Raw genomic sequence first — 15387 nt, forward strand, 5'->3', positions numbered from 1 at the left:
GGATGTGCTGGCCGACACGAACAACCTCTCGGAACGATGGAAAACGGCTTCCGGCCCCGCCCATGATCGGGCCGGAGCCGACGACCGTCGGCGGCGAGAATGTGCAACCATTTACCCTTCTGAGGTGATGTGTCGCATATGAGGTGTGACTCGGGCCACGCAGATTGGGCGTAACACTCCTCGAAGCCGTGCGATGACCTAAGAGGTGACGGCCGAGGAAGGAATACAGCAGCCGCCTGAGGCGCTGTGCATTTCCCCGGTCCAGCCCGCGCGCCGTCGGCACATTCCCCGCCGACGGTCGTCGGCTCCGGCCCGATCATGGGCGGGGCCGGAAGCCGTTTTCCATCGTTCCGAGAGGTTGTTCGTGTCGGCCAGCACATCCCGTACGCTCCCGCCGGAGATCGCCGAGTCCGAGTCTGTGATGGCGCTCATCGAGCGGGGAAAGGCTGATGGGCAGATCGCCGGCGATGACGTGCGTCGGGCCTTCGAGGCTGACCAGATTCCGCCAACCCAGTGGAAGAATGTTCTGCGCAGCCTCAACCAGATCCTCGAGGAAGAGGGTGTGACGCTGATGGTCAGTGCAGCGGAGTCGCCGAAGCGCGCCCGCAAGAGCGTCGCAGCGAAGAGCCCGGCCAAGCGCACCGCCACCAAGACCGTCACCGCCAGGACGACCGTGGCCAAGAGCGTCCCGGCCGCTCCGGCGTCGGCGACGGCCGAGGGCGCGGACCCGGCCGACGAGGCCGCGGCTCCGGCCAAGAAGGCAGCCGCGAAGAAGACCGCCGTCAAGAAGACGGCGGCGAAGAAGACCGTCGCCAAGAAGACCGCGGCGAAGAAGTCCACGTCCAAGAAGGACGCCGACGACGCGGTCGAGGGCGAGGAGCTGCTCGAGGACGTCGCTCCCGGCAAGGGCGAGGACGAGGAGTCCGAGGGCGAGACCAAGGGCTTCGTCCTGTCCGACGAGGACGAGGACGACGCGCCCGCGCAGCAGGTCGCCGTCGCCGGTGCCACCGCCGACCCGGTCAAGGACTACCTGAAGCAGATCGGCAAGGTCCCCCTGCTCAACGCCGAGCAGGAGGTCGAGCTCGCCAAGCGCATCGAGGCCGGCCTGTTCGCCGAGGACAAGCTGGCGAACTCCGACAAGCTGGCGCCGAAGCTGAAGCGCGAGCTGGAGATCATCGCCGAGGACGGCCGCCGCGCCAAGAACCACCTGCTGGAGGCCAACCTCCGTCTGGTGGTCTCCCTGGCCAAGCGCTACACCGGCCGCGGCATGCTGTTCCTGGACCTGATCCAGGAGGGCAACCTGGGTCTGATCCGCGCCGTCGAGAAGTTCGACTACACCAAGGGCTACAAGTTCTCCACGTACGCCACCTGGTGGATCCGGCAGGCGATCACCCGCGCCATGGCCGACCAGGCCCGCACCATCCGTATCCCGGTGCACATGGTCGAGGTCATCAACAAGCTCGCCCGTGTGCAGCGCCAGATGCTCCAGGACCTGGGCCGCGAGCCCACCCCGGAGGAGCTGGCCAAGGAACTCGACATGACCCCGGAGAAGGTCATCGAGGTCCAGAAGTACGGCCGTGAGCCGATCTCCCTCCACACCCCGCTGGGTGAGGACGGCGACAGCGAGTTCGGCGACCTGATCGAGGACTCCGAGGCGGTCGTCCCGGCCGACGCGGTCAGCTTCACGCTCCTCCAGGAGCAGCTGCACTCCGTCCTCGACACGCTCTCCGAGCGTGAGGCCGGCGTGGTCTCCATGCGCTTCGGTCTCACCGACGGCCAGCCGAAGACGCTGGACGAGATCGGCAAGGTCTACGGCGTGACGCGTGAGCGGATCCGCCAGATCGAGTCCAAGACGATGTCGAAGCTGCGTCACCCGTCGCGTTCGCAGGTGCTGCGCGACTACCTCGACTAGTCGTCCGTCGCCGCCCGTCCCGCTCCACGCGGGGCGTGGTGGAGCGCCAGGCGTGGCAGGGCCCGGTTCCCCATGGGGGAGCCGGGCCCTTCTGCTGGGCGCGGCGCGGGTGCACGGAGGAGAACCCTGGACGACGCTGGGTGCACGGAAAGTTCCGGAGAGTCAGGAGGCTCTATGCGTCGCCCCATCGCCCGAGCAGTGACAGCTGCTCTGGGCCTCGTCTCGGCGGCGGCGGGGCCGCTCGCCGCCGCCCCGCCCGCGTTCGCCGACAGCGTCGTGGTCGGAGGCCAGCCGGCCCGGACCGAGGAGGCCCCCTGGGTCGTGGCCCTCTCCAGCCGTGACCGGTTCGGAGGTACCCGGGCGGGGCAGTTCTGCGGAGGCGTGGTCGTGGCGCCCACGCGGGTGCTCACCGCGGCCCACTGCCTCGGCAGGGAGGTGCTCGGCGGTGAGCCGTCCCAGCTGCCCGACTTCAAGGTCATCGCGGGCCGGAGCTCGCTCGGCGGCCAGGACGGCCGGGAGGTCCGGGTCTCGTCGACGTGGATCAGCCCGGACTACGACCCGAGGACCAACTCCGGCGATCTGGCGGTGCTGACCCTGGCGGCCGCGCTTCCGCAGTCGTACGTGATCGGGGTCGCGAGTCCGGGCGACGCCGCCGAGAGCCCCGGCACGGTGGCGGAGGTCTACGGGTGGGGGGACACCACCGGCAACGGCAACTACGCGTCCGCCCTGCGCTCCGCCAGGGTCCAGGTGCTGCCGGACACGGCGTGCGAGCGGGCGTATCCGGGCGGTTTCGGGGCGGGCTACCGGGCCGAGACCATGCTCTGCGCGGGAGACCCGCAGGGAGGCAAGGACGCCTGCCAGGGGGACAGCGGCGGGCCGCTGGTGGCCGGGGGCCGGCTCATCGGCCTGGTGTCCTGGGGCAGCGGCTGCGGCCAGGCCGAGAACCCGGGCGTCTACACCCGCGTCTCCGCGGTCCTGCCGCGGAACCTCTGAGACGCCCTTCCGGCGGCCCGTGAGCCGCCGTGGCGGTCCTCGGGTACGAGGACGGGCGGCCACCCCCCTGGTCTGCGGGGGTGGCCGCCCGTCGTCCGGTCAGCGACCGGCCCATGGCTCGTCGTGGATGCGAGGCGTCAGCGGTCCTCGTCTACTGCCTTGGCCGGCACGTCGGTGAGCCGGTCCGTCTCATCCTGTATCTCCGCGGCGATCTTCTTGAGTTCCGGCTCGAACTTGCGCCCGTGGTGAGCGCAGAAGAGCAGGTCTCCACCACTGGTCAGCACGACGCGCAGGTAGGCCTGGGCGCCGCAGCGGTCGCAGCGGTCAGCGGCCGTCAGGGGGCTCGCGGGGGTCAGAACAGTAGTCACGTCGCCTCTTCTCTAGCTCGACGAGCTGTCGTACCAGGGTCAACATCCAACCAGGCCGAAAACGTTCCCGCTCGTGGCTTTTCCTGGAAACTTCTTACCAAGGTGGCTGTCTGCTGCCGGTTGGCGGCGAATGAGCCGTATTGCGTCGCTCTACGGATTTCGCGTTGCTTGGGTCGGTTCGTCCTCCCGGCTGGTTGCCGGTTGTTGATGAGGACGTGCCCGGAGCCTAAATGGTTCATGCGCGGAAGGGAACGTGATGTTCACGTCACCCCTTCGAGGGATCGAACATCCATACGACTCTGGACTAGCATGAGAAATCAGGAGGGTGGCGTGACAACGGCTCTACCAGGCATCGGTACCCTCTGAACCGGTGACAGACGCCGGGCCTTACCCACCGGGCCACATTTCAAATTCAGCGAGGAGCGAACCGCGTGACCGCCGAGACGTCCGTGCCGTCCAGTGCGCTGCTGACCGCAGACCGTGACGGTTCCAACTACACCGCGCGGCACCTGCTCGTACTCGAAGGGCTCGAAGCGGTTCGCAAACGCCCCGGCATGTACATCGGGTCCACCGACAGCCGTGGCCTGATGCACTGCATCTGGGAGATCATCGACAACTCGGTCGACGAGGCCCTCGGCGGGTACTGCGACCGGATCGACGTGATCCTCCACGACGACGGCTCCGTCGAGGTGCAGGACAACGGCCGGGGCATCCCCGTCGACGTCGAGCCCAAGACCGGCCTCTCCGGCGTCGAGGTCGTCATGACCAAGCTGCACGCCGGCGGCAAGTTCGGCGGCGGCTCGTACGCGGCCTCCGGCGGCCTGCACGGCGTGGGCGCCTCCGTGGTGAACGCCCTGTCCGCCCGGCTCGACGTCGAGGTCGACCGGAACAGCGCCACGCACGCGATCAGCTTCCGCCGCGGCGTCCCCGGCATCTTCACCGAGCAGGGCCCCGACAGCCCCTTCGACCCGGCCAACGGCCTCCTGAAGGGCAAGCGCGTCCCCAAGGCCCGCACCGGCACCCGCGTCCGGTACTGGGCCGACCGCCAGATCTTCCTGAAGGACGCCAAGCTCTCCCTGGAGACGCTCCACCAGCGCGCACGCCAGACCGCCTTCCTGGTGCCCGGCCTGACCATCGTGGTCCGCGACGAGCGGGACCTGGAGGGTGTGGGCAAGAGCGAGGAGACCTTCCGCTTCGACGGCGGCATCAGCGAGTTCTGCGAGTTCCTCGCCCAGGACAAGGCTGTCTGCGACGTCCAGCGCCTGACCGGCACCGGCACCTTCAAGGAGACCGTGCCGGTCCTCGACGACCTCGGCCACATGACCCCCACCGAGGTCACCCGCGAACTGGGCGTCGACGTGGCCCTGCGCTGGGGCACCGGCTACGACACGACGCTCAAGTCGTTCGTGAACATCATCGCCACCCCCAAGGGCGGCACCCACGTCTCCGGCTTCGAGCAGGCCATCACGAAGACCGTCAACGAGGTGCTGCGCTCCGCCAAGCTGCTGCGCGTAGCCGAGGACGACGTCGTCAAGGACGACGCCCTGGAGGGGCTCACCGCGGTCGTGACCGTCCGGCTCGCCGAGCCGCAGTTCGAGGGCCAGACCAAGGAGGTGCTGGGCACCTCCGCGGCACGCCGGATCGTCGCCAACGTGGTCGCCAAGGAGCTGAAGGCGTTCCTGACGTCCACCCGGCGCGACGACAAGGCACAGGCCCGCGCCGTCCTGGAGAAGGCCGTGGCGGCCGCCAGGACCCGTATCGCGGCCCGCCAGCACAAGGACGCCCAGCGCAGGAAGACCGCCCTGGAGTCCTCCTCGCTGCCGGCCAAGCTCGCCGACTGCCGCAGCGACGACGTGGAGCGCAGCGAGCTCTTCATCGTCGAGGGCGACTCCGCGCTCGGCACCGCCAAGCTCGCGCGGAACAGCGAGTTCCAGGCGCTTCTGCCGATCCGCGGCAAGATCCTCAACGTCCAGAAGTCCTCGGTCTCGGACATGCTCAAGAACGCCGAGTGCGGGGCGATCATCCAGGTCATAGGGGCGGGCTCGGGCCGTACCTTCGACATCGACGCGGCCCGGTACGGCAAGGTCATCATGATGACCGACGCCGACGTCGACGGCTCCCACATCCGCACGCTGCTGCTGACACTCTTCCAGCGCTACATGCGGCCCATGGTCGAAGCCGGCCGGGTCTTCGCGGCCGTGCCGCCGCTGCACCGCATCGAGCTCGTCCAGCCCAAGCGGGGCCAGGACAAGTACGTGTACACGTACTCGGACAACGAGCTGCGCCAGACGCTGCTGGAGTACCAGCGCAAGGGCATCCGCTACAAGGACGCCATCCAGCGCTACAAGGGCCTCGGCGAGATGGACGCGGACCAGCTGGCGGAGACCACCATGGACCCGCGCCACCGCACCCTGCGCCGGATCAACATCGGCGACCTGGAGTCCTCCGAGCAGGTCTTCGACCTGCTCATGGGCAACGACGTGGCTCCCCGCAAGGAATTCATCACCAGCTCGGCGGCGACCCTGGACCGCTCGCGCATCGACGCCTGACCGGCCCGAGGGCGCGACCGAGGCCCCGAGCGGGATCCCGCTCGGGGCCTCGTGCATGTCCGGGCCTCACACACCCCCTGTGTCCACCCGGGGGTGGAGCCGCGTGCTCCGTCCCCGAGACGATCCCTTCGCCGCTGCCCGTCCGTAGCATCGTCACGACGAAGGGGGACGGCGATGACGGACGGCGACAGGCGTGGCACGGGCAGATGGACGGCCTGGCCCGCTCCCGAGGCGCTGAGCCGGGTCGGCGTGCCGCGGGGGCGCCTCGTCCTCGACGGCCTGCTGCTCACGGCCCTGGGTCTCTGGGCGGTGACCAGCGCGTACCTCTCCGGTGCCTTCCCCGGCCGGTACGGGGTGGTGCCCCCGCTCGGCGTCGCCTTCTGCGCGGCGGCGCTCGCCGGCTTCCACCGGACCACCCTCGCCAACCGGCTGCCCCACTCGCTCGGACTGCTCGCCGCCGTCACCGTCGTCGGACTCGGGGCGAGCCTCGCCGGCGCCCCGGTGACCGCCACCCTCCTCTGGATCGTCGTCTCCGCCTCGGCCATGGAACGGCTGCCGCTCGTCGTCGGCCTCGCCACGGTGTTCGCACTGACCGTCGCCTTCGCCGAGGCCGACGACACCGGCATCCTCGGCGCCGCGGTCACCACCTCCGCCGTCCTGCTCGGCGGCTACTCGCTCCGGCTGGACGCAGAGGCCCGCAGCGCCGGCTTCCGGCTGCTCGGGCAGGAGCGGGCGGCGCGTGAGGCGGAGGCCACCTCCGCGGCCCTGGCCGAGCGGGCCCGGATCGCACGCGAGATCCACGACGTGCTGGCCCACAGCCTCTCGGCCCAGATGGTGCACCTGGAGGCCGCCCGCCTGCAGATCGAGAACGGCGCCGACCGGGAGGCGATCCTGGAGCGGGTGGTCGCCGCCCGCGCCATGGCCCGCGACGGGCTCGCCGAGACCCGGCACGCGCTCTCGGCGCTCCGCGGCGACATGGTGCCCGTGGAGGACTACCTGCGGGAGCTGGCCCGCGAGGACCGGGCGGAGGTCCGGGTGACCGGAGAGCGCCGGCCACTGCCGGCGGAGGCCTCGCAGGCGGTGCGCAGAGTGGCCCAGGAAGCCCTCACCAACGTCCGCAAGCACGCGCCGGGGGCGAGGACGACGCTGCTGCTCGCCTACGGAGCCGGGGACGTCGGTCTGGAGGTGCGGGACACCGGCACCCCCGCCGCCGAAGCCGCGGAGGCCGGCGGTGACGGCCCGGACGTCTCCCTGGCCACCTCCGGCGCGGGCTACGGCCTGCTCGGCATGAGGGAGCGCGCCGAACTCCTCGGCGGCACCCTGGAGGCCGGTCCCGACGGCACCGGTTTCGCCGTACGGCTGCGGGTGCCGGCATGAGCGGCCCCGGGGCGGACGCGGCCGCCGGCGAGCGGGTCGCCCGGGTGGTCGTCGCCGACGACCAGGCCATGGTCCGCGAGGGCATCGTGCTGGTCCTCGGCCTCCTTCCCGGCATCGAGGTGGTCGGCTCGGCCCGGGACGGGGAGGAGGCCGTCGCCCTGACCGCCGCACTGGCCCCCGACGTCGTCCTGATGGACCTCCGCATGCCCCGCTGCGACGGGGTGGAGGCCACCCGGCGTATCCGCGCCGAGCATCCCGGCACCGAGGTGGTCGTGCTCACCACCTATGCCGACGACGACTCGCTCTTCCCCGCGCTGCGGGCCGGAGCGCGCGGCTACCTCACCAAGGACGCGGGCGGGGAGGAGATCGTCCGGGCCGTCCGGGACGTGCTCGACGGGCGGGCCGGGCTCGATCCCGCCGTCCAACGGCGGCTCCTGGAAAGGCTGCTGGACCAGCCCGAACGGCACGCCCCGCGCCGTTCCGCATCCACCGGCCCGCGGGACGCCGCCGCGCCGCCCGACGGACTCACCGAGCGCGAGGCCGAGGTGCTGGCCCTGGTCGCGGACGGGCTGTCCAACCAGGAGATCTCCGCCCGGCTGCGCATCTCCACCGCGACCGTGAAGACGCACATCAACAACCTCTTCGCCAAGATCGGGGTCCGCGACCGGGCGCAGGCGGTCCGGTACGCCTATCAGCAAGGGCTCGTCAGGCCAAGTGGGGATTCCGTCACCTGATGGGGTGAAGTGGCAGAGGAGAAGAGTCCGGGATCTTCCCGCTCTGTCCATCCTTGTGCACGCGGCCGAAACGGTTCGCTGACAAGGAGAGTTCACCGGTGGAGAAGCAGGAAGGGCCCGGCGCCCCCGCGGTGCGGATCGACGACCCCTGGTACGACGCCCTGGCCGCCGGCTGGGGCGAGCCGGCCGGCACGGGTGAGCCGGCGGACTCCGGGCCGACGGCCGCGTTCGCGGACCGGGCCGCCACGGGGGAGCGGGCGACGGCCGGGGACCGGCGAGACCCCTCCGGCGCGCCGGGCGGCGGTGCCACGGCGCCCGGCGCCGTACCGCGGCAGCCGGCGGCCCACAGCGCCGCGGACATCTATCTGGAGGTCCAGCGCAGCCCGGCCTTCCAGGAAGTACGCAGCCGATACCGCCGGTTCGTGATCCCGGCCTCCCTCGCCTTCCTCCTCTGGTACCTCGCCTACGTCGTGGCGGCGACCGCCGCCCCCGGGCTGATGGCCCGCCCCGTCGCCGGAGCGGTCAACGTGGCGATGCTCGCCGGACTCGGCCAGTTCCTCACCACCTTCCTGCTGACCTGGGCCTACGCCCGGCACGCCCGGCTGCGCCGGGACCGGGCGGCGCTGGAACTGCGCTGGGACACCCAGGAGATGACGAGGGGGTTCCAGCGGTGACCGGAGACCACCAGACCCTGGCGCTGGTCCTCTTCAGCGTGTTCATCGCGGTGACGCTGGGGATCACCACCTGGGTGAGTCGCAGCCGGCACGGCTCGGCCGAGGAGTTCTACGCCGGCGGCCGGCTCTTCTCCCCGATGGAGAACGGCTTCGCGATCGCCGGCGACTACATGTCCGCCGCCTCCTTCCTCGGCATCTCCGGCCTGATCGCGCTCTTCGGCTACGACGGCATGCTCTACTCCGTCGGCTTCCTGGTCGCCTGGCTCGTCGTCCTCCTGCTCGTCGCCGAACTGGTGCGCAACTGCGGCCGGTTCACCCTCGCCGACGTCGTCGCCTCCCGGATGGCCGAGCGCCCCGTGCGGATCGCCGCCGGAACGTCCTCGGTCACCGTCTCCGTGCTCTACCTCGTGGCCCAGATGGTGGGCGCCGGCAGCCTGGTCGCCCTCCTCCTCGGCGGAACGAGCGAGGCCGCCCGCTCCTGGACCGTGATCGGCGTCGGAGCGCTGATGGTGATCTACGTGTCCCTCGGCGGGATGCGGGCCACCACCTGGATCCAGATCGTCAAGGCCGTCCTGCTCATGGCGGGCACCATCGCCCTCACCGTGCTCGTCCTGCTCCGCTTCCACGGCGACTTCGACCAGCTGCTCACCACCGCCGCCGAACGCAGCGGCCACGGGCGGGACTTCCTCGGGCCGGGACTGCGCTACGGCGGGAGCTGGACCTCCCGCCTCGACTTCATCAGCCTCGGTATCGCCCTCGTCCTGGGCACCGCCGGCCTGCCGCACATCCTGGCGCGCTTCTACACGGTGCCCACCGCACGGGCCGCCCGGCGCTCGGTCGTCTGGTCCATCGGACTGATCGGCAGCTTCTACCTGATGACGATCGTGCTCGGCTTCGGCGCGGCGGCGATCATCGGCCCGGACGCGGTCCGGGCCTCCAACGCGGCCGGCAACACCGCCGTCCCCCTGCTCGCGCTCGACCTCGGCGGGGGAGCGGGATCCACCGGCGGCACCGTGCTCTTCGCGGTCGTCGCGGCCGTCGCCTTCGCGACGATCCTGGCCGTCGTCGCGGGCATCACGCTCGCCTCCTCGGCGTCCGTCGCCCACGACCTGTACGCCTCGCTGCGCCGCCGCAGCGCCCACGCCAAGCAGCACAGCGAGGTGGCGGTGGCCCGGCTCTCCGCCGCCGGGATCGGGGCGGCCGCGATCGGCCTGGGGCTCCTCGCCCGCGACCTCAACGTGGCCTTCCTCGTCGGCCTCGCCTTCGCGGTCGCCGCGTCCGCCAACCTGCCGGTGCTGCTCTACTCGCTCTTCTGGCGGAACTTCACCACGCGGGGGGCGGTCTGGGCGGTGTACGGCGGGCTCGTCCCGGCCGTCGTGCTGGTGGTCCTCTCCCCGGTGGTCTCCGGCACCCCGGAGGCGCTGTTCCCCGGTGCCGACTTCCACGTCTTCCCGTTGCAGAACCCGGGGGTGGTCTCCATCCCGCTCGGGTTCCTGGCCGGCTGGCTCGGCACCGTCACCTCGCCCGAGCCGCCGGACGAGGCCCGGCACGCCGAGACGGAGGTCCGCGCGCTCACGGGGGCAGGGGCGGTCTGACCGGTCCGGGCCCCCTCCGGAGTCCGCACACCCGGCCCCGCCCGCTCCCCGGTCGGTCTCAGCCGCCCGAGGCCGCCCAGACGTAGCGGTGCTCGGGGCGGCCCGTCTCGCCGTACCGCAGGGACAGGCGGACCCGGCCCGTCCGGTCGAGCAGCTTGAGATAGCGCTGGGCGGTCTGCCGGCTCACCCCCGCCCGCTCGGCGATCTCCTGGGTGGACAGCGGGCTCTCCGCGGCGAGCAGCACCCGCCGGACCACCTCCGCGGTGGTGGGGGAGTGCCCCTTGGGCAGGTCGGGTTCGGCCGCGCCCGCCGAGAGCGCGGCGAAGATGCGGTCCACCTCGGCCTGTTCCGCCTCGCCGCCGCCGTCGAGGGTGTGGCGCAGGGCCGCGTAGGCCTCCAGACGGGTGCGCAGCCCGGCGAAGTTGAACGGCTTCACCAGGTACTGGAGCGCCCCGTGCCGCATCGCGGCCTGGACGGTCGCCACGTCGCGTGCCGCCGTCACCATGATCACGTCCGTCTGCCGGCCGAGCCGGCGCAGCTCCCGTACCACCGCGAGGCCGTTCCCGTCCGGCAGGTAGTGGTCGAGCAGGACCAGGTCGACGGTCTGCCCGGCGAGGTGGGCGAGCGCCTCACCGGCCGAATGGGCCGTGGCGACGACGCGGAAGCCGGGCACCTTCTCCACATAGGCCGCGTTGACCCGCGCGACCCGGGTGTCGTCGTCCACGACGAGGACGCCGATCACCGGGCCTCCTCCGGGGAGCCGGTGCCGACCGGCAGGCCCGGCTCCGCCGCGGGGTGGTCAGGCGCGGGCTCGTCCAGCGCCTCCGGGAGGACGACGGTGAACTCCGCCCCGCTCCCGTCGGGGCCCGAGCCGACCCGGGCGCTGCCGCCCCGGCGTTCGGCGAGTCGGCGTACGAGCGCCAGTCCCAGGCCGCGCTTGCCGTGGGACGGCGGCTCCTTGGTGGTCCAGCCCTCGGTGAAGATCAGCTCGCGCCGGTCGGCGGGCACSCCCGGGCCGCTGTCGGCGACCCGCAGGACGACGGTGCTCCCCTCGGCGCGCACGGTGAGCTCGACCCGCGGTTCGGGCGTGCCCGCCGCGGCGTCGAGCGCGTTGTCGACGAGGTTGCCGACGACCGTGACGAGCTCGCGCGGGTCCACCAGACGGTCGGGGAGCAGCGAGCCGGGCGTGATCCGCAGGGCGACGCCCCGCTCCGCCGCGACGGTGCCCTTGCCGACGAGGAGGGCGGCCAGCAGCGGGTCGTGGATCTTCTCCGTGACCTGCTCGGCGGTGGCGCGATGGACCCCGACGACCTCGGTGACGAACTCGACCGCCTCCTCGTGCAGGTCCAGTTCCAGCAGTCCGAGCAGGGTGTGGAGCCGGTTGGCGTGCTCGTGGTCCTGCGCGCGCAGCGCGTCGATGAGGCCCCGGGTGGAGTCCAGCTCGCGGCCGAGCCGTTCCAGTTCGGTGCGGTCGCGCAGGGTGGCGACGGCGCCGCCGTCGTCCGTGGGCATCCGGTTGGCGATCAGGACCCGGTGGCCGCGCACGGCCACCAGGTCCTCGCCGGTGACACGGCCGGCCAGCACGTCGGCCGTACGGCCGGAGCCGAGGACCTCCTCCAGCGGGCGCCCGGCGGCCTCCGGACCGATCCCGAGGAGGCGCTGGGCCTCGTCGTTCACCAGCCGGACGCGGCCGGAGCGGTCCAGGGCGACGACCCCCTCGCGGATGCCGTGGAGCATCGCCTCGCGTTCGGCGAGCAGCGCGGAGATGTCGGAGAAGGCCAGGTCGTGGGTCTGCCGCTGGAGCCTGCGGGAGATCAGGTACGCGGCGAGCGCGCCGGCGGCCAGCGCACCGCCGGCGTACGCGAGGAGCCCAGGGATCGCCCCGAGGAGACGGTCGTGGACGCTGTCGTACTCGATACCGACCGACACCGCGCCGACGATGGCGCCGCCGGAGTCCCGCAGCGGGGCCTTCCCGCGTGCGGAGCGGCCGAGGGTGCCGTCGTCGATCTCCATGACCTCGCGGCCGGCGAGCGCCGCGCTGGGGTCGGTGGAGACGACCCTGCCGATCTGCGCGGGGTCGGTGTGGGACCAGCGCACGCCCCGGGTGTCCATGACGACGACGTACTCGGCGCCGGTCGACCGCCGGATCCGCTCCGCCTCCGCCTGCACCGGCCCGCTCGCGGACGGCGCGGTCCGCCCGAGCGCGGCGGCCACCTCGGGGGACGCCGTCGTCTCGGCGATGGCGAGCGCGCGCCGCATGGCCTGGTCGTCGAGCTGGGCGCTGAGCGGCGCCAGGAAGAGACCGGTGGCCAGCACCGTGACACCGGTGGCGATGGCCAGCTGCATGAGCAGGACCTGCGAGAAGACCCGCCGCGGCCAGCCGAACCGCGGACGGCGCGCGAGGAGCCGTGGGGCGGCGGTCGAAGCGGGACTCATGCCGGGAACCGTAAAGGGAAGCGGAGCGCGACCGGAAATCCCGGAGCCCCGGCCGGGCCCGCGGCCGTGCCTATCCTGGGGGCTTCGCCGAGACACCGGAGGGCTTCCCTTGAGCACGCAGCAGATCCCCGTCGTCGTCCTCTCCGGGTTCCTGGGGTCGGGCAAGACGACGCTGCTCAACCATCTGCTGCGCAGTGCCCGGGGGACCCGCATCGGGGTCATGGTCAACGACTTCGGGGACATCGGGATCGACGCGATGACCGTGGCCGGACAGGTCGGGTCCACCGTGTCCCTCGGCAACGGCTGCCTGTGCTGCGCCGTCGACGCGAGCGAGCTGGACGAGTACCTGGAGGTCCTCACCCGCCCCTCCTCCGGGCTGGACGTGATCGTCATCGAGGCGAGCGGTCTGGCCGAGCCGCAGGAGCTGGTGCGGATGGTGCTGGCCAGTGAGAACGCGCGGGTCATGTACGGCGGCCTCGTCCAGGTCGTCGACGCCTCCGAGTTCGCCGCGACCCGGGAGCGGCACCCGGAGACCGACCGCCACCTCGCCCTCGCCGATCTCGTCGTGGTCAACAAGGCGGACCGGGTGTCGCAGGACGAGCTCGACGCCGTGCACGAGGCGGTCGCCGAACCGGCGGGCCGGGCCGCCGTGATCCGCGCCTCGTACGGGCGCGTCGACCCCGAGGTCCTCTTCGACCGGGTCGTGCCCGAGGGCGAGATCGAGGGGCAGATGTCCATCGAGGACCTGCTCCACGGCGACCCCGACGACGAGGCGGCGCATCCGCACGCGCACTACGAGACCCTGTCGTTCGCCACCGGCACCGCCCTGCACCCACGACGCCTGATGGCCTTCCTCGATTCCCGGCCGCGGGGGCTCTACCGCATCAAGGGCTTCGTCGATCTCGGCCCGGCCGACCCGGACAACCGCTACGTCGTCCACGCGGTCGGCCGCTTCCTGCGCTTCTTCCCCGAGCCCTGGCCCGCCGGCGAGGAGAGGCTGACCCAGCTGGTGCTCATCGGCTCCGGCATCGACGCGCCGGCGCTGCGCAAGGGGCTCGCCGGGTGCGAGCTGAACGGCCCGGCGGACGTCCCCGACGAGCACAGCATGTGGGGCGTCCTGCGCTACGTACCCGAGCCGGAGCCGGAGCCGGAGCCGGAGCCCGAGCCCGAGCCGGACGTGGCGCCGTAGCGTCGGAGCGGCCCGTCAGGCTCCGGCGACCGCCGGGACGGGGGCGGCGCCGACGGCGGCGAGGTAGTCCGCCAGACCGTCCGTGCTCGCGCCCGCCCAGCCCACGTACCCGTCGGGCCGGACCAGGAAGAGGCCCGTCCCGTAGGGCTCGTACGCGTCGAGGCGGGCCGTGCGCACCGTGGGTGTCCCGAGGGCCGGGGGCTCCGTGCCGACGGCGAGGAGCGTGAAGTGCGGCCCGCGGAAGACGTCGAAGAGGCGCTCCGGGCCGTACGGCCCGTCCGGAGCGCGGTCGCCCGCCCGCAGCGCGTCCTCGGCGAGCCCGGTCCGGGTCTCGACGGCCAGGGCCGAGTCCCGGTACCCCAGTCCGAGCTGCTGGACCTCCCCGCCCCGCCGGGTGTCCTCCCCCTCGGCGGCGGCTCGGTGGATCCGCGTGCTGAGGCCGAGGACGTCGGCGGCGACGGGCAGCCGTTCGGCCTCGTAGGAGTCGAGCAGCGCGGCCGGGGCGCCGTGGCGCACCACCTGGCCGAGCTTCCACCCGAGGTTGTAGGCGTCCTGGACGCTGGTGTTGAGGCCCTGACCGCCGGCGGGGGAGTGCACGTGCGCCGCGTCGCCCGCCAGGAAGACCCGGCCCTCGCGGAACCGGTCCGCCATCGCCGCGCGGGCCCGGAAGTCGGAGGCCCACAGCACCTCGACGACGTCCGCGGCGGCGAGCGGGGTGCGCTCGGCGACGAGCCCGCGCACCGCCTCCACCGAGGTGTCCACGAGGGCCGCCTCGTCCTCGAACGCGACGATCAGCTGGAAGTGGTCGGCCCCGGGCAGCGGGCACATGGCCACGCCGCCGCCGGGCGCCTCGGGCCAGACGTGCCAGTTGGCCCGGTCCACGAGCGCCGCGGCGGAGAGCCGGACGTCGGCGACGAGCATCGGCCGCGGGTCGACGGTCTCGCCCGTCATGCCGATGCCGAGGGCCTTGCGGACCGTGGAGCGTCCGCCGTCGGCCGCCACGAGGTAGGACGCCCGCACCGTCTCGCCGGTGGAGAGCTCCGCCTCGACCCCGTCCGCGGACTGGCGGAACCCGGTGAGGGCCGCGCCGAACCGGACCCCGCCCCCGAGCTCCACCAGCCGCTCGTGCAGCAGCTCCTGGGTGCGGGACTGCGGGATGAGCAGCACGTCGGCGTACGGGACCTGCTCGGTCGGCTCGGAGCGCTCCATCATGTCCCACTCGTGCCGGCGCTCCGAGCCCTCCCAGGCGAGCATTCGCGGGTACGGCGACGCCGCCGCCCGGATCCGGGGCAGCACGCCGAGGTCGTCCAGGACCTCCTGGCTGCGCGGCTGGACGCCCTTGCCCCGCGAGCCGGGGAAGAGCCGGTCCGCCTTCTCGACCAGCAGGGTGCGCACGCCCCGGCGGGCCAGGTCGATGGCCAGCACCAGTCCGGTGGGGCCCGCTCCGACGACGAGGACGTCCGTCCCGGTGTTCGTGTCGCTGTTCATGCCGCTGCCTCCGAGTTCCTTAACGCTGTTAAGTTCCACTGCCCGGAGCATCTCCTTAACGTTGTTAAGTTG

At 72.4% G+C, this 15387-nt stretch carries 12 protein-coding genes; 8 read left to right on the forward strand and 4 right to left on the reverse strand.

All coding sequences use genetic code 11. The features are described from left to right. Positions 1-364 precede the first annotated feature (364 nt). On the forward strand, positions 365-1912 hold the full coding sequence (locus EAO71_RS38590) for an RNA polymerase sigma factor (protein ID WP_261992028.1): 1548 nt from the start codon (positions 365-367) through the stop codon (positions 1910-1912). Positions 1913-2086: 174 nt separating this feature from the next. Then, positions 2087-2905, forward strand: a complete 819-nt coding sequence (locus EAO71_RS06115) for a S1 family serine peptidase (protein ID WP_147976748.1) — start codon at positions 2087-2089, stop codon at positions 2903-2905. Positions 2906-3042: 137 nt separating this feature from the next. On the opposite strand, the gene EAO71_RS06120 is transcribed toward EAO71_RS06115, so the two are convergent. Continuing rightward, positions 3043-3273 (reverse strand): DUF7455 domain-containing protein, encoded by a 231-nt coding sequence (locus EAO71_RS06120; RefSeq protein ID WP_137992866.1) that lies wholly within the window; start codon positions 3271-3273, stop codon positions 3043-3045. 431 nt (positions 3274-3704) lie between these two features. Between EAO71_RS06120 and EAO71_RS06125 the strand changes: the two genes are divergently transcribed. The 5 genes from EAO71_RS06125 (at position 3705) to EAO71_RS06145 (ending at position 10202) form a co-directional block, all read left to right on the forward strand. Next, complete coding sequence (locus EAO71_RS06125) at positions 3705-5822, forward strand: DNA gyrase/topoisomerase IV subunit B (RefSeq protein WP_147976749.1); 2118 nt, start codon at positions 3705-3707, stop codon at positions 5820-5822. Positions 5823-5996: 174 nt separating this feature from the next. After that, positions 5997-7199 (forward strand): sensor histidine kinase, encoded by a 1203-nt coding sequence (locus EAO71_RS06130; protein ID WP_147976750.1) that lies wholly within the window; start codon positions 5997-5999, stop codon positions 7197-7199. Next, on the forward strand, positions 7196-7933 hold the full coding sequence (locus tag EAO71_RS06135; RefSeq protein ID WP_147976751.1) for a response regulator transcription factor: 738 nt from the start codon (positions 7196-7198) through the stop codon (positions 7931-7933). The genes EAO71_RS06130 and EAO71_RS06135 overlap by 4 nt, the downstream gene beginning before the upstream one ends. Before the next feature lie 98 nt (positions 7934-8031). After that, positions 8032-8607 (forward strand): DUF485 domain-containing protein, encoded by a 576-nt coding sequence (locus tag EAO71_RS06140; protein ID WP_261992029.1) that lies wholly within the window; start codon positions 8032-8034, stop codon positions 8605-8607. After that, entirely contained in the window at positions 8604-10202 is a 1599-nt protein-coding gene (locus EAO71_RS06145; RefSeq protein WP_147976753.1) for a solute symporter family protein, read from the forward strand. Before EAO71_RS06140 ends, EAO71_RS06145 begins: the two co-directional genes overlap by 4 nt. Positions 10203-10260: 58 nt before the next feature. Here the strand turns inward: EAO71_RS06145 and EAO71_RS06150 are convergent, their stop codons facing one another. Continuing rightward, the gene (locus EAO71_RS06150; RefSeq protein ID WP_147976754.1) at positions 10261-10944 is read right to left on the reverse strand and encodes a DUF7342 family protein; all 684 of its coding nucleotides are present in this window, start codon (positions 10942-10944) and stop codon (positions 10261-10263) included. Then, positions 10941-12638 carry a sensor histidine kinase gene (locus tag EAO71_RS06155; protein WP_147976755.1) on the reverse strand — a complete coding sequence of 566 codons (1698 nt, stop codon included), beginning with the start codon at positions 12636-12638 and terminating at the stop codon, positions 10941-10943. The genes EAO71_RS06150 and EAO71_RS06155 overlap by 4 nt, the downstream gene beginning before the upstream one ends. A gap of 109 nt (positions 12639-12747) precedes the next feature. Here EAO71_RS06155 and EAO71_RS06160 point away from each other — a divergent pair, with 109 nt between their 5' ends. Then, positions 12748-13827 carry a CobW family GTP-binding protein gene (locus EAO71_RS06160; RefSeq protein WP_315986587.1) on the forward strand — a complete coding sequence of 360 codons (1080 nt, stop codon included), beginning with the start codon at positions 12748-12750 and terminating at the stop codon, positions 13825-13827. Between the two features lie 15 nt (positions 13828-13842). Here the strand turns inward: EAO71_RS06160 and EAO71_RS06165 are convergent, their stop codons facing one another. Further along, positions 13843-15315, reverse strand: a complete 1473-nt coding sequence (locus tag EAO71_RS06165; RefSeq protein WP_147976757.1) for an FAD-dependent monooxygenase — start codon at positions 15313-15315, stop codon at positions 13843-13845. Positions 15316-15387: the final 72 nt, after the last annotated feature.

This window comes from Streptomyces sp. MS191 (assembly GCF_008042125.1).
Lineage (GTDB): Bacteria > Actinomycetota > Actinomycetes > Streptomycetales > Streptomycetaceae > Streptomyces.